Consider the following 14,909-nt stretch of genomic DNA (forward strand, 5'->3'; position numbering starts at 1 on the left):
AAAACCCAGCACCAGAAAATGGGAATCGTCCGGAGGGGTGAATGGATCACCCCTCCGGCAGCCGACCTTGGTCGCCTTACTGGGCGACGCTTGTCATCAGCGCCCTGACGGCGGCCGCGTCATAGACCGGATCGACCGCGATCTTGCCGGAAATGACGTCTTCGCGCAGCGCCTGGATTTCTGCCCAGACATTATCCGGGATCGCGGCGGTTTTGAGAAGCTTGACCGAGTCGTCCTTGAGGCCGATCGTATAGTGTTTGGTGCCGAACGTGTCGGCCTTCAGGTCGGCGATCATCGCCGCGTAAACCGGCTCGATGTTCCACACCACCGACGACAGCAGGAAGCCCTTGTCGATCGGCGACTTGTCGCCGATGACGTCGATGAAATAGACCTTGCCGCCATCGGCTGCCTTGGTCGTCTCGACCGCCTGCAGCATGCCAAAGCTCGAACCGTTGCCCTGCCCGAAGATGATGTCGGCGCCCGACGCGATCACGCTTTCGGTGACGCGCTTGCCACCGGCCGCATCGCTGTAGGCGGCCGGTCCGATCACCGCATAGGTGATCTTGACGGCCGGGTTCTCCGCCTTCACGCCCTGCGCGAACGCCGCCGACTGCGAATTCCACGATGGCGGCTCACCCGACACCACGATGCCGACCGACTTGGACCGCGACATCTTGGCGGCGAGACGGCCGGCGAGATAGGCGCCCTGGTGGCCGCTCAGCGTGTAGTCGGCGACGAGACCCTTCTCCAGGCCATTCGGCGTGTCGACGATCGCCACCGGAACTTTCAATTCCTTGGCGATCTCGGGCGCCGAGGTGTTGTAGCCGCTGGCGTGGGCAATCAGCAGGCTGGCGCCGTCGGAGGCAAGTTCGCGCAATGTCGGACGAACATCGCCATAGCCGAGGCCCTGGGCCACGACCACTTCGACGCCGGCGGCCTTGCCCGCCGCCTTGGCGGCGTCGATGCCTTGCTGGTTCCAGCCATAATCCGTGCCTTCTTCAGGCGTCAGGATAGCAATCGACTTGATCTCGGCGGCAAGCGCGCCGCTCATCAAGACGCCGCTCAATATAACTGCACTTACACTGCTCTTAAGAAGCTTTAACATGTTACCCTCTCTGTTTGATCTACCAATCAATATTCTTATTGTTATTGCGCGAAAGCGAGATAGACTGCCCAAGAAAATTACATATGGAGCTCAGGCAAAGTGGAAATCCGTTATGTCCTCCCGGTGATGCTGGCGTTCTCATCCTTCGCCAACGCGGTTGAGTTGCACCATGTCACCGTCCGCACCGGCACTGACGGGCTCGACATGGTGTCGTTGACGATTTCGAATGCGGGCAGCGAAGGCCTGTCCTGCAACGCCGACTTCGCCCACTGGTACTCAGCCGGGATCGCGACGGTCGAACCGGGCAAGAGCGCCCGCGTCGAGCTATGGTTCGATGCGAAGACCGGCACGTTCGCGATCCTCAACGACAAGCGAGAGAACCTGCCCGTCGAGCGGCTTTGGTGCGGCCTGTCGGGCCGCGCATATGCCACCCGCGTGCAGATCACGCTGGACCGCGCCGACGCCGCCAAAGGCGAGCGTGCCGTGTCCTGCACCATGGCGCAGGACAGCCTCGTCTGCCGGTAGGCGGTCATCGATCCGTCCGCTCGAACACCGCGCGCCCCTTATTCTTTCGCCAGGAACGTGTCGGTGAAGACATCGTCCGCGGACAGGGCTGTCTTGAGCACGCCCTGATCCGTAAGCGTCTTCAAGGTTTCCTCCCACTGCGTCTTCGTCATCCAGCCGAGACCGTGTTCCTTGGTATCGGGGCTGGTGAACGTCGATGCGATGTCGGCCTTGATCTGCGCCAGCAAGACGTCCTTCTTGTCCGCATACCCCGGGGCGGCCTTGGCCGTGATCTCGGCGGCCTCTTCGGGATGGGCAACGACATAGTCGAAGGCTTCCCTGTAGGCCTTGACGAAGCGGTGAACGATTTCGGGCTTGTCCTTGATCATCTTCTGCGAGGTGAACAGGCCAGAACCATAGGCCTTCCAGCCATAATCCGAGCCCATCATGATGCTGAGCGAACCGGGACCGCCGGCCTTGGCCTCCAGTTCGGGAACCTCGGCATCGACATAGCCGACCACGGTCTGGACGCGACCGAGCAGCAGGTAGCTCTCATAGGGCGGCGAGACGCTGTTCAGCGTCATGTCCTTTTCGGTCAGGCCGTTGGCGGCCAGGAAGCCCTTGAAGAAGATGTAGGTGGAGCCTGCGGGGTGAATGCCGATGGTCAGCCCCTTGAGGTCGGACGGCTTTGCGAGCTTCACCGTCTTGGCCAGCGAAATGACTGCCAGCGGCGAGTGCTGGTTGACGGCCGCCAGCGCCACGACCGGAACATTCTGCGACCGCGCGACGGCAAGCGTGGGAAGATCGCCGAATCCGAAATCCGCGTTCTCATTGCCCACCAGCCGCATTGCGTCGGGCGAGCCGGACCCCTTGCGGATCTCGGCCACATCGATGTCGTTCTTGGCGAAGAAGCCTTTTTCCTTGCCGACGAAGAACATGGCGTGATTACCACGCACCACCCAGTCGAGCTGGACGTTGACCTTGTCGACCGCCAGGGCCGCATTGGAGAAGCCGATGGCCCCGACAAACGCCGCGAATGTAGCGGCCTTGATAAGCGAGCGTCTCAGCATTTTTGTTCCCCTTTTGTGACGTTGGTTGTTCGAGGGCCTAGGCCTGGCTGAATTTCGGCGCCCACGGCACCACGATGCGTTCGAGAATTTCGGCTGCGTAGTAGAAGGCGATGCCGAGCACGGAAACGAGCAGCAGCGCCGCAAAGACCAGCACCGTATCGAGCTGGGTCGAAGCGAACTGGATGACGTAGCCGAGACCGTCGGAGGCGCCGGCGAACTCGCCGACAATGGCGCCGATCACACTCAAGGTGGCGGCGATCTTGGTTCCGGCCATCAGGTTTGGCAGCGAGTGCGGAACGCGGATCCTGAACAGGATCTGCGTCGGACTGGCACCGACCGAATTCATCAGCGACAGCAGCGAGCGGTCGACCGACTGCATGCCGGCCAGCATCGACAATGTCACCGGGAAGAAGGCAATGACGAGGATCAGGCCGATCTTGGGCGCGAGCCCGTAACCGAACCACAGGATGAAGATCGGCGCGAGTGCCACCTTGGGCACATTCTGGAACAGCACCACCAGTGGATAGAGCGCTCGACCCAACCAATCGAAACGCACGATGACCAGCGCGATTGCGATGCCGACCACGACCGATACGAGGAAGCCGAACAGGATCTCGCCTGCCGTCACCAGCGTCGCCTGCATCAGCGTGCCCCATTGCGCGACCAGCGATTGCGCGATCTCGGACGGGGCGGGAACGACGAAGGAGGATATGGCAAAGATCCGCACGGCGGCTTCCCACACCACGATCGTCACCAGCAGGAGGATGACTGCCGGAAGCCAGCTGCCCGTCGCGGCACTCCAGCCCGAGACCAGCCGCGGCTCGGAAAGATGAGTGATGGGTTGCTCGCTCAAGACGTGCCTCCCGGCTGATGGCTGGAGCGCAGCATCGTGCGCAGTTGCACCACCAGCCTGACGAACTCCGGATCTTCGGTGACCGACAGGTCGCGCGGATAGGGCAGCGCAATGTCGAGGCTCTCGGTGATGCGCCCCGGCTTGATCCCCAGCACATGAACATGGCGCGACAGGTGAATGGCCTCGTCGATGGAATGGGTCACGAGCACGATCGTCTTGCCGGTGCGCTGCCAAATCTCCAGCAGCGATTGGCCCATGGAATCGCGGGTGATGGCGTCGAGCGCGCCGAACGGTTCGTCCATCAGCAGGACCGCCGGGTCGAGCGCCAAGGCTCGGGCGATGGCGACCCGCTGGCGCATGCCGCCCGACAGTTCGTTTGGGCGCTTGTGGGCGGAATCGCCCAGCCCCACCAGCTCCAACATCTCCTGCCCGCGCGCCCGCAACTGCGAGCGCGACAGCGACCTGTCGGCGATGCCCAGCAGCATCGAGGCATTGTCGACGGCGTTCTTCCACGGCAGCAGGTTGGCGTCCTGAAAGACGAGGCCGATCATTCGTTTGCGCGTCGCCTCGGCCGGCGCGAGCCCGGCGATCGAAACGCTGCCCTGGCTCGGCTGCACCAGCCCGGCCAGCACCTTGAGCAAGGTGCTCTTGCCGCAACCGGAAGGACCGATGAGGGATACGAACGACCCCTTCGGCACCGAAAGATCGATGTTCTGGAGGACCAGTTGCCGGCCCATGACCACCGAAACACCCTTGGTCGAGATGAGGTCGTCATGGCGGATGTGGGACGGTCTGTCGCCGGCGGCCCGGATGGTTTCAATGCGCATGGCTGGTCGCCCCGCGCGCTGTTTCCGGCCGCGCCCGCGCCGTCTCGATTGCGAAGGTGGCCTTCACACAAACGGCCGACCGACGGAACTCCCCAAACCGGCCGGCCCTCCGCGCGCTGTGTGACATTGGCTACTCCCGGCCTTCCAGGATGCGGCGCACCGCGACGAGCTTGCGTGCCCGTTCGCCTTGCAGCGCCTTTGTCTGCTCGGGTGTGTAGGAGAACATCCCCTCGCCCGACTTGATGCCGAACTTCGACGCGCCGGTCTTCTCCAGCACCATCGGCGCGACATCGTCGCGGTTGGAGAGGTCGGCATTCAGGAAGGACGAGACGGACTTGTAGATATCCAGCCCCGCCATATCGAGCAGCGCCATGGGCCCGATGACGGCGATCTTGTAGCCGATGCCCCAGGATACGCAGGTGTCGAGATCTTCCGGCTCGATGACGCCGCGCTCGACCAGATCGACCGCCTCGCGCAGCAGCGCATACAGCACACGGTTCTCGACGAAGCCCGGAACATCCTTTTTCACCACCACCGGCAGCAAGCCGATCGAGCGGATGAGGTCACGGATCATAGCCACGGTTTCAGGCGCGGTCTTTTCGCCGCCGATCACCTCGATCATCGGAATGATGTGCGGCGGGTTCGACCAGTGCATGCCCACCATCCGCTCGGGATGCGAGATGTGCGCCTGCAGTTTGGTGATCGGGATGCCCGACGTGTCGGACGCGACGATGACCGACGGGCCGATCAGCGGATCGATGTCGCGATAGGTCTGCGCCTTGATGTCGATAGTCTCCGGCACGTTCTCGATGACCAGCTCGGCGCCATCGACGGCCTCGGCGATCGTCTCGACGAAACGCACGCTGCCGGCGCCAGTTCCGGGCGATTTGATGTCGAGACGGTCGAGCACGCCGCCGGCAAGATCAAGCATGCCCCGGGCACGCTCGACTGCTGCCGGCGAAACATCATACGCCGTGACATCGAGTCCGCCACGCGAAAGCCGCGCGGCAATGCCCGGACCCATCGTACCCAGTCCGATGAGGGCGGCGCGCTTGATCATCATGCGGCCTTTGCCGGAGCCGCGGCGGTTGCCGCCTTGAAGGCCGGGCGAGCGGCGATCGCGGCCACCCAACGCTCCAGATTGGGCATCGACGGCCGGTCTATCTTGAAGTCGATGCAGCGCTTCAGGATTGGCGCGCAGGCGATGTCGGCAAGGGTCAGCTTGCCGAGCGCCAGGAAATCCTTGCCGGCCAGGTGGCTGTCGATGATCTTGAGCTGCGCCACAAGGTCCTTCACCTGTTCCTTGTATTCGGCGGTCTGTTCCTCGGGCGTAAGCTTCGCGCCTTTGAAAGCAGCCAGATAGCCGGGATTGACGGCAGCCAGCAGGAAGTCCATCCAGCGCTCGACTTCGGTCTTTTCCGCCGGCGTGGCGCCATTCAAGTGTTCGCCGCCGGATGCCGCGAGATAGCGCAGGATGGTGTTGGATTCCCAGATCACGGTGTCGCCGTCGACCAGCGTCGGGACCTTCGAGGTTGGGTTGAGCGCCTTGTATTCCGCCGTCTGCGTATTCTCGAACTGGCGGCCGTAATCCTCGCGCGTGTACGCGGCGCCAAGCTCCTCGAGCATGAAGAGCACCTTTTGAACGTTGCCTGATGTCTGGCGGCCTAAGAGCTTGTACATGTCGTCTCCTCGATTGTGTCCAGGGCTACTTGCCGGCCGGCAGCGGCTTGTAGACGATGGCGTCCATTTCGATCTTGGTGTTGATGACCGCCTTGGCCTCGACGGTCGTGCGCGCCAGCACCGCGTCGCCGATCCCTTCGAGGAACGCCTTGTTGTAGCGGCCGAAATCGCGCGTATCCTCGAGATAGGTTGTGATCCGCACGACATCCGACAGCGTCGCGCCTTCATGCGCGATGACGCGCGCGATGGTCTTCAGCGTGGCCAGCGTCTCTTCCTCGATCGTGCCGCTGATCATGTTGTTGTTCTCGTCCTTCGGCACCTGGCCGGAGACGAAGATGAAGTCGCCGGCACGCACCGCCGGATGAAACGGCAGGTTCGGATTCTTCTTGCCGATGGCGTAGTGGCTGGCGGATTTTCGCGTGCTGTCGCTCAATGCCTGCTCCTAGAGAACACTGGTTTCGATGATGTCGACGCCACGGATGCGGTCGATCAGATAGACGATGCCGCGGTCGTCGATGGTCACGTCGTTGGACGAGGACCGCTCCGCACCTTCCGGCGCGTCGGGCATGAAATGGCCGACTTCCTTTGGCGCGAACGGGTCGGCGATGTCGACGAGCCGCAGCCCCTGCGCGAACCATGCAAACGGAATGACCGTGCCCTTGAACCGTTCGGAAGGCTGATGGCATCCCGTCATCGGCGGTTGTGGTGCGCCGTCCGTGTCGAGGCCCGGCACCTGGAAGGTCGAGATCGGCAGGGGGTTCGTCTCGTCGGTGATATCGTAGATCCAGGTAAAGGCCGGCGCCGAGGGTCGGAGTTTGGCGACATCCTCGTCCGCCACCACCATGATGTTACGACCCTTGAGCAACTGCGGGATGGGCAGGCAGGTGTGCGTGGGATGCGGGAAGCTCGGGCTCGAATTGACGTGCGAGACCAGCTTCGGCTTCGTGATGTCCGAAATGTCGAGGATGAACAGGCCGTGATGCCAGTAGCTGACATAGAGCCGGTCGCCCATGCGCAGCGGATGGTGGCAACGCGGCGTGACATAGTCATGCCAGGGGTATTCTTCGCCACCGCCGGTCCACTGGCCGGGAATCCACCAGCGTCCGACCTCGACCGGCTTCGTGGGATCGATCAGGTCGAGGATCATCACGATATTGCCGACATAGCCGTCGGCGGTCGGCGAGATGTAGGCATAACGGCCGTCGAAATCGTAGCGGTGGACGCCTTTGCCGCCGGTTATCCATTTCGAGATGAGCTTGGGCTGTGCTGGCTTGGTGGTGTCGTAAAGTGCCAGTCCGCCGCCGAAGTCGGCCGGGCCTTCGCTGCCGAAGCGCTCGTGGTTGATGATCATCAGCCCGTCCTTGGCGCGTACCTTGTGCGAGTGCCAGCCGGGCGGGACATCGATCGTCGTTATCTTGCGCGGATTGCGCGGGTCGGAAATGTCGACCAGCGTCGTGCCGCTCGGCGGCCGCATGTGGCCGATATAGAGGATGTTGCCGTCGACCCAGACCTGGCCGCCGCCTGGGCAGTCGACATGGCCGATCTGCTTGGTGTTGAACGCCGAAACCAAATGCATACGCCCTTGCTGCTGAAACGTCTTTTTCGATGTCCGCGCCGCCATTGGCGGCGCGACATTGCTTGCCGGAGGACCGGGATCAGGCGAGGCGAAGCAGATCGCCGGCCTGGTTGCGGCCCCAGCGCTTGTAGAGGAGCAGCGCCTTCTGGGTCGGCGCGTCGGTCGCGCCGAAGAAGATCACCGGCTCCGTCGCGGAGCCATTGACGTGCTCGACCCACGAGCCACCCGGTATGGCGAGGGTGTCGAACTGGTTCCAGTCGTAACGCTTGCCGTCGATGATCGAATGGCCGCTGCCGCGGAACGGCGCCAAAAGCAGGCTGGCGGTCTCCCGCTGCGGCAGCGTCTTCTCACCTGGACGCAGCATCTGAACGTAGAAATTGATGGTGCGGAAGACCGGTCCGCCGGTGGTCGGATCGATGTAGTCTACGACGATGCCCTCATGGGGGTCGCCATCCCAATCCTTGTGGGCGTCGAGGACCGCTTCCATCTTCTCCCAGCGATAGACATACATCGGCGACGACAGGCCGCCGCCGCGCTTATGGTCGACGAAGCGCGGCATCAGGCCACCCTCGCCATAGATGCGCTGTGAGTAGTCGTTCGGATAGCGCGCGGTCTGCACCTTCTTCTCGACTTCCTTGCCATCGACCATCTCGGTGTATTTGTGGTCGAAATGGACGGCGTGCAGCGTCTCGACCAGCGGCAGGTCGAGCACCGACAGGTTGACCGCCTGCTCACCGCCGACGGTGCCATGATTGTGCCAGGCGTCGTTGGGCGTCAGCACCATGTCGCCTGGGCCGAAGACCACGTCCTCGCCTTCGACGCCGGTGAAGTTGCCCTTGCCGGTCAGGCCGAAGCGGATGGCGCTCGGCGAATGCTTGTGCGGCGGCATGATCTCGTCCGGATCATTCAGGCGGTAGGCGGTGTACATGGTGCTGACCGATGCACGCTTGGGCGCCAGGCCAGGATTGACCAGGATCAGCGAACGGCGCTCGCTGTCGTCCATGGTCACCAGTTCGGCGGCGCGCTGTAGCAGCGGCTCGATGTCCGAATAGGACCAAACGAAGGGAATGGCCTTCGACGTCGCCATCAGCTGTTTGATCTCGTCATGGTCGACGCCTTCCGACGTCGCCCAGAATGGGAACATGTTCTTTTCGTAGAGGGCGTCATAGAGGCCCTTGAGGGCCGCCTTCTTGTTGGTGAGCCCATCGTTAGCTGGTTGCGCCAGGGACATATCGGACACCTCTCATCGCGAAGAAAATGCTTCTAACCAACTCAACCATATTCGCATTGGTTTTGCTCGACAATCCCCAAATTGCGAAATTTTAAAGTTTTTGGTTGAGGTGCGTTTTCCAGAAGCAAATGCCCGAAAATAGGCAGAAAATGGCCAAAGAGCGCACAAAATGGGCTAATGGATGCGAGTTGCGACCACCCCGCTACGGCCATGCACGATCACATGGCAGCTCAACCAATGCAGATTTTAATCTCAACCAAAAGATTTTGGTTGCATTCCAGCCGCCATTGTCAGGCCGCTACGCTCTGTTGAGCGCGGCTGCGGATCAGATCCGCGGCCTTTTCGGCGATCATGATGACCGCCGCATTGATGTTGCCGCAGACGAGATCCGGCATCACGGAAGCGTCCACGGCACGAAGTCCGGCAACGCCGCGCACGCGCAATTCCGGATCGACCACCGAATCCGCATCGACGCCCATGCGGCAGGTGCCGGCCGGATGATGCACGGTGATCGATGTCTTGCGGATATGCTCGTCGATTTCGTCGTCGCTCTCGCATTTCGGACCGGGGAAGAATTCCGCGCCAACGAACGGAGCCATGGACGGCTGGCTGGCAAGGTTGCGCGCGACACGAAAGCCGGCGCGAAGCGACTGCCAGTCGCGCTGCGAAGACAGGAAGTTCTGATGGATCAGCGGAGCGGCGAGCGGATCGCTCGACGCCAGATTGACGCTGCCGCGGCTCTCCGGCTGCACGGCGACGATGCGTGTCGCGAAGCCATCGGCGAAGGGTGCCTTGAACGGCGACATATAGGGCCACGCGGCAAGAGGTGCCGCGGTGAAAAGCAGCTGGACATCCGGCAACGGCCGGGTTGCATCGCTTTTCAGGAACGCCACGACCCCGCCAGGCACATCTCCCGAAAAGCCCTTTCCGGTGAGATAGGTCTTGACGAAATCGAGGCCGATGCGGTCGGCCCGCATCATCTTGAGAAACGGTCCCGGCTGCTTGCGCCGATACATCAGGATGACCGAAACATGGTCCTGCAGGTTCTTGCCGACCTGCCGGCGATCGACCTTGGTCTCGATGCCATGTGCCGCAAGTTCGGCGCTGTCACCGATCCCCGACAGCATCATGAGCTGCGGCGTATTGATGACGCCACCGGCAAGCAGGACCTCACGTCGCGCCAGAACCTCGTGTGTCGCGCCACCCCTGATGTAGGCGATGCCCGTCGCGCGCCCGTCCCTCAAGAGAACCCTCGTCGCCATCGCGCCGGTCAGCACCTTGACGTTGCCGCGGCGCATGGCTGGACGCAGATAGGCGGACGCGGTCGAGCAGCGGCGGCCGTTGGCAATTGTCATCTGCAGGCGGCCGAACCCCTCCTGAATGGCGCCGTTGTAGTCATCGGTCTGCGGATATCCGGCATCCCGGCTGGCCGTGGCGAAAGCATCGATCAGTTCATCCTTGTAGCGGCAGAACTGGGTGCTCAGCGGCCCGCTGCCGCCGCGATACCGGCTTTCACCTTTTTCCCAGCGCTCCTGCTTCTTGAAGTAGGGCAGCACCTTGTCGAACGACCAATCGGTCAGTCCGCTTGCCGCCCAGCGATCGTAATCGCCGCGATTGCCGCGCACGTAAGCCATGGCATTGGTGGAGGAAGAGCCGCCGATGACCTTGCCGCGCGCGCACTCGACCTTGCGCCCGCCGACATTGGCCTCGGGCTCGCAGAAATACATCCAGTCGTGACGGCGCTCGGTCAGGATCTTGCCCCAGCCGAGCGGGATGTGGATCATCGGATCGCGGTCCCATTCCCCTGCCTCCAGCAGCAGCACGGAAATCGCGGGGTCCTCGCTCAGCCGGTTTGCCAGCACGCAGCCGGCCGAACCCGCGCCGACAATGACGTAGTCAAAGGTTTCGCCAGCCGGCATGCGTGATCCTCGGGAGAAGGACAGCCACGATGGCAGCCGTCAACGAAGTCAGTCAACCATCGCGCAACTGGTGTTGTCAACCATCGCATGCAGATGTACATTGGTTGAGTTGGTTGAGTGCCGTTTCCATCAGGTTTCGTGTCACAATATGATAACCGGACGTTGAGTCGGCACCTGCCGATCGGACAGGAGATTTGGTTTTGAGCGCATTCGAGCTGCAGGTCGAACCATCGGATCTCGACGACATCATTGCCGCGGTCCGCCAGTTGCAACAAGGCGGCGGCAAACTTCCGTCCGAGCGCGATCTTGCGGAACATCTGAGCGTTAAGCGCCATCAGCTTCGCAAGGCGCTTGAAGTGCTGCGCCATTCAGGCGACCTCAAGCCGGCGCGCGCCAGGCGGGCGCCGACCGCCCTGCCGAGATATGGGGAGGAGTTGGTCAGGGTAACCAACCCGATCGAGGTTCTGGAATTGCGCCTGCTCATGGAGCCCGGCCTCGCCCGGCTTGCATCGCTGCGCGCTTCCTCCTTCGAGACGGCGCGCATCATGGACGCCGCTACCACGCCGGAGAACGCCCCCTCGGGCGCGGTCGACTTCGCCTTTCATCTCGCCATCGTCGCCGCTGCCCGCAACCATCTCGCCGCGGAATTCTACAAGATGCTGCGTCAGGTCGGGGTCGATGCGCGGGTGAAGATCGCACGTACCGCCGCGCCCACCTGCCCCAAGCGGATCGCCGAGCGCGATGGCGAACATCGTCTGATTGCCGAGGCGATCTCGCAGCGCGATCCCGAAGCGGCGGAAGCCGCCATGCGCGCGCATTTGCTGTCCGTGCAAAGACAGATCACGGAACGGTCGAATGCCGGCGCTTTTGCCGCATGATCGTTGCGCGTTCTAGCCAACCAGCCTGCTCGCGGGGACTTCCAAATTGACGCGTCATTTCGATGTGCTGGTCATCGGCGCGGGATCCGCCGGGGCGGTGGTGGCTAGCCGGCTGAGCGAGGACAGTTCGTGCCAGGTTGGCCTCATCGAGGCCGGCGTCATGCCATCCGATCCAGATATCGCCGACCCTCTGAAATGGACGATGCTGCAAGGCCGCGCCTACGACTGGGCCTACCGGACGGTGCCGCAACCGTTTACCGCGAACCGCGTCCATGAATGGCCGCGCGGAAAAATCGTCGGCGGTTCGAGCTGCCTGCATGCCATGGCCTATGTGCGTGGCCATCCCGATGATTTCGAACCCTGGGCGCAAGCCGGCGGCGAACGTTGGTCTTATCGAGGGCTGTTGCCGGGCTTTGTCCGCAGCGAAGCCTTCACGGCCTTCGACGCGCCGGCGCGCGGCCGGAACGGACCGCTGGACGTGTACCTGCCGGACGCCGAGGTCAGTCCGGTCGTGCGTGCCTACATCGCCGCAGGGCGAGCCATGGGGGTCCCCACCCTGACCGACCACAACAGCGGCGAACTGGTCGGCACCAGCCCCAATTCACTCAACATACGCGACGGCAAGCGCCAGAGCGTCGCCGACGCCTACCTGCCGCCGGAAATCATGGCGCGACCGAACCTCTCCTTGCTCACGGCCCACGAGGTCGAGCATCTGGTGCTGGATGGCCATCGGGCCACCGGTGTGGCTGTCGTCTGCAATGGAGATCCCATGACGGTCTCCGCCGACAGGATCGTTCTTTGCGCCGGCGCGGTGTCCTCACCGCTTGTCCTCATGCGGTCGGGCATCGGCGATCCAGACACGCTGAAGCAGGCGGGAATCCGCTGCCTTGCCGACCGGCGCGATGTCGGCCGCAACCTGCAGGACCATCTGCTGGCGCTCGGCAATGTCTACGCCGCGAAAAAGCCGGTGCCGCCGTCCCGCCTCCAGCACTCCGAATCGCTGATGTACCTGCACAGCGGCGACCCGACACATTCCGCGGGAAGTCCCGACATCGTACTCGGCTGCGTCGTCGCTCCCTCAGCCGCGAATGGCTTGAGTGCACCGCCCTATGGCTCCGCCTTCACGATCCTGTGCGGCGTCACCCATCCGACGAGCCGTGGGCGCATCGCACCGGGCGGGCCGGGCCGCAACGATGCGCCAGTCATCGACCCGCACTATCTCGAAACCGAACACGATCGCACGGTTTTCCGGATGGCCTTGAAGACCGCGCGCATGGTCGGCCATCATGCGGAACTGGACGAATGGCGCGATGTGGAGGTTCTGCCAGGATCATCCGTGCAATCGGACGACGATCTCGACGCTTTCATCGCCAAGGCAGCCTCCACGCATCATCATCCCGCCGGCACGTGCCGGATGGGCAAGGATGCCGACGCTGTCGTCGCCCCCGACTTGCGGCTGAACGACTTCGACAACATCTTTGTCGTCGACGCCTCGGTGATGCCGACGATCCCGAGCGGACCGATCAACGCCGCGATCGTCGCGATCGCGGAAACCTGGGCGGCGGCGTCACCGGTTACCGCGTCGGCATCGTGATCCCCGATTCCGCGCCGACCCATTCCGAGAAGTTGCTCGGTATGTGGCTCTGCACCGGGTATTTCATCGCCGCCTGACGGATCTCATCAAATCCTCCGCCATCGATTCAGACCCAAGACGCCAACAAGGCCGGCGGCAAGCGTGCTGGGCATGATCGACCGCATTGCGTTCTGCGATCGCTCGCTGGATAGTCCCGGCAATGTTGCAGACCCTGGCGACTCACTGGCCGCAAATCCTCGCGATCATCTCTGTGGTGATGGCGACCGTCGGCATTATCCACGCCGTGATGACGAAGGAGGATGTCCGCGCGGCCACCGGCTGGGTCGGCGTGATGGTGCTGTCGCCGATCCTTGGCGTGCTGATCTATGCCGTGGCCGGCATAAACCGCATTCGTCGCGCCTCGATCAGCGCGCAGCGCCCGCTGGCCGACGATGCGGCATCCGCCAAGCAAGACCGCGACATCGCCGCTGAAGAGGCCCTGATCATCGAGCGATACGGGCCACGATTCACCGGCTTGAGAACTCTGGGCGACAGGGTGGCGCGGCGCGCGCTCAAGCCGGGAAATGTAATCACGGTGCTGGAGACGGGCGACGAGGCCTATGCCGCCATGCGAGCGGCGATCGATGGAGCCGAACGCAGCATCCTGCTCGAGACCTATATTTTCGACAATGACGCCGTCGGTCTGCTCTTCGTCGAAGCACTCGCCGGCGCCGTCCAGCGCGGCGTCACCGTCCGGGTGCTGATCGATGCCGTCGGCGCCCGCTACTCCGTGCCAAGCATCCTGGGGCATCTGCGCGATTCCAACATCACCGCCGATGTCTTCAACGGCAACATCGTCATGGGCCTGCGCCTGCCCTACGCCAATCTGAGGACTCACCGGAAAATCCTCGTCGTCGACGGCACGGTTGCCTTTACCGGCGGCATGAACATCCGCAAGGGCTTCTCTGCCGAGTTCGCCGGCTCCAGTAGCGCCAGGGACACCCATTTTCGGGTCACCGGCCCGGTTGTCGCCGATCTCTTCTCGGTCGCCGCCGAGGACTGGCGCTTCGCCGCCAACGAGGCGCTGAAGGGCGATGCCTGGCGGATTGCCCCGCTGTCGCCGGCCCCCGGCCTGCCGATGCTGGTGCGGGCGGTGGCGTCCGGTCCGGACGCCAGCATCGAGACCAACCACAAGCTGCTGATCGGCGCATTCTCCATCGCCCGCAAGTCGATCCGCCTGATGTCGCCCTATTTCCTGCCGGACCGCGAGCTGATCAGCGCCTTGACGACCGCGGCGAGGCGAGGCGTCGAGATCGACATCGTGGTGCCGGCGGTGAACAACCTCTTCCTGGTCGATCGCGCGATGACCGCGCAGTTCGATCAGGTCCTCAAGCATTACTGCCGCGTCTGGCGCAAGGAGGGGCCCTTCGACCATTCGAAGCTGCTTTCGATCGACGGCGTGTGGGCCTATGTCGGCTCTTCCAATCTTGACGCCCGGTCACTGCGGCTGAATTTCGAGATCGACCTCGAGATCCTCGATACCGGCTTTGCCGGCGAGATCGAGACCCGGATCGGCTCGGCAATCGCCTCCGCCGTGCCGGTCACGCTCGACTCCCTGCGGGCCCGGCCGTTTCTCATTCGACTGTTTGACCGGGTATTGTGGCTCGGCTCACCCTATCTCTAGGCAGATTGG

Annotated in this window: 14 protein-coding genes; 4 read left to right on the forward strand and 10 right to left on the reverse strand. The window is 63.1% G+C overall.

Annotated features, from left to right (window positions below; genetic code table 11):
* Positions 1-76 precede the first annotated feature (76 nt).
* Complete coding sequence (locus BLS48_RS11375) at positions 77-1,051, reverse strand: putative B6 ABC transporter substrate-binding protein (protein WP_244529561.1); 975 nt, start codon at positions 1,049-1,051, stop codon at positions 77-79.
* Between the two features lie 153 nt (positions 1,052-1,204).
* Here BLS48_RS11375 and BLS48_RS11380 point away from each other — a divergent pair, with 153 nt between their 5' ends.
* On the forward strand, positions 1,205-1,630 hold the full coding sequence (locus BLS48_RS11380; RefSeq protein ID WP_091577686.1) for a hypothetical protein: 426 nt from the start codon (positions 1,205-1,207) through the stop codon (positions 1,628-1,630).
* 38 nt (positions 1,631-1,668) lie between these two features.
* Here BLS48_RS11380 and BLS48_RS11385 read toward each other — a convergent pair whose 3' ends face one another.
* The 9 genes from BLS48_RS11385 to BLS48_RS11425 form a co-directional block, all read right to left on the reverse strand.
* Positions 1,669-2,679: an ABC transporter substrate-binding protein gene (locus BLS48_RS11385; RefSeq protein ID WP_091577688.1), complete on the reverse strand. Its 1,011-nt coding sequence runs from the start codon at positions 2,677-2,679 to the stop codon at positions 1,669-1,671.
* 37 nt (positions 2,680-2,716) lie between these two features.
* Positions 2,717-3,532, reverse strand: coding sequence for an ABC transporter permease (locus BLS48_RS11390; RefSeq protein ID WP_091577690.1), 816 nt, complete (start codon positions 3,530-3,532; stop codon positions 2,717-2,719).
* Positions 3,529-4,359 carry an ABC transporter ATP-binding protein gene (locus BLS48_RS11395; protein WP_091577691.1) on the reverse strand — a complete coding sequence of 277 codons (831 nt, stop codon included), beginning with the start codon at positions 4,357-4,359 and terminating at the stop codon, positions 3,529-3,531. The genes BLS48_RS11390 and BLS48_RS11395 overlap by 4 nt, the downstream gene beginning before the upstream one ends.
* Before the next feature lie 130 nt (positions 4,360-4,489).
* A complete protein-coding gene (gene fhmpcd1 / locus BLS48_RS11400; RefSeq protein ID WP_091578038.1) occupies positions 4,490-5,419 on the reverse strand; it encodes a 5-formyl-3-hydroxy-2-methylpyridine 4-carboxylate 5-dehydrogenase in 930 nt (309 codons plus the stop codon).
* Complete coding sequence (locus BLS48_RS11405; RefSeq protein ID WP_091577693.1) at positions 5,419-6,039, reverse strand: glutathione S-transferase family protein; 621 nt, start codon at positions 6,037-6,039, stop codon at positions 5,419-5,421. The genes fhmpcd1 and BLS48_RS11405 overlap by 1 nt, the downstream gene beginning before the upstream one ends.
* A gap of 25 nt (positions 6,040-6,064) precedes the next feature.
* The gene (locus BLS48_RS11410) at positions 6,065-6,472 is read right to left on the reverse strand and encodes a RidA family protein (RefSeq protein ID WP_091577694.1); all 408 of its coding nucleotides are present in this window, start codon (positions 6,470-6,472) and stop codon (positions 6,065-6,067) included.
* Positions 6,473-6,481: 9 nt separating this feature from the next.
* Positions 6,482-7,615, reverse strand: a complete 1,134-nt coding sequence (locus BLS48_RS11415) for an LVIVD repeat-containing protein (RefSeq protein WP_167365043.1) — start codon at positions 7,613-7,615, stop codon at positions 6,482-6,484.
* A gap of 79 nt (positions 7,616-7,694) precedes the next feature.
* Positions 7,695-8,846 carry a cupin domain-containing protein gene (locus BLS48_RS11420; RefSeq protein WP_091577698.1) on the reverse strand — a complete coding sequence of 384 codons (1,152 nt, stop codon included), beginning with the start codon at positions 8,844-8,846 and terminating at the stop codon, positions 7,695-7,697.
* Positions 8,847-9,136: 290 nt separating this feature from the next.
* Positions 9,137-10,765, reverse strand: a complete 1,629-nt coding sequence (locus BLS48_RS11425; RefSeq protein ID WP_091577699.1) for a GMC family oxidoreductase — start codon at positions 10,763-10,765, stop codon at positions 9,137-9,139.
* A gap of 200 nt (positions 10,766-10,965) precedes the next feature.
* Here BLS48_RS11425 and BLS48_RS11430 point away from each other — a divergent pair, with 200 nt between their 5' ends.
* The 3 genes from BLS48_RS11430 (at position 10,966) to BLS48_RS11440 (ending at position 14,900) form a co-directional block, all read left to right on the forward strand.
* The gene (locus tag BLS48_RS11430; protein WP_091577701.1) at positions 10,966-11,643 is read left to right on the forward strand and encodes a FadR/GntR family transcriptional regulator; all 678 of its coding nucleotides are present in this window, start codon (positions 10,966-10,968) and stop codon (positions 11,641-11,643) included.
* Positions 11,644-11,689: 46 nt separating this feature from the next.
* Positions 11,690-13,237 (forward strand): GMC family oxidoreductase, encoded by a 1,548-nt coding sequence (locus BLS48_RS11435; RefSeq protein WP_167365044.1) that lies wholly within the window; start codon positions 11,690-11,692, stop codon positions 13,235-13,237.
* Between the two features lie 199 nt (positions 13,238-13,436).
* Positions 13,437-14,900 (forward strand): phospholipase D-like domain-containing protein, encoded by a 1,464-nt coding sequence (locus BLS48_RS11440; RefSeq protein WP_091577702.1) that lies wholly within the window; start codon positions 13,437-13,439, stop codon positions 14,898-14,900.
* Positions 14,901-14,909 lie beyond the last annotated feature (9 nt).

Origin of the sequence: Mesorhizobium qingshengii (genome assembly GCF_900103325.1) — a bacterium.
GTDB classification, from domain to species: Bacteria; Pseudomonadota; Alphaproteobacteria; order Rhizobiales; family Rhizobiaceae; genus Mesorhizobium; species Mesorhizobium qingshengii.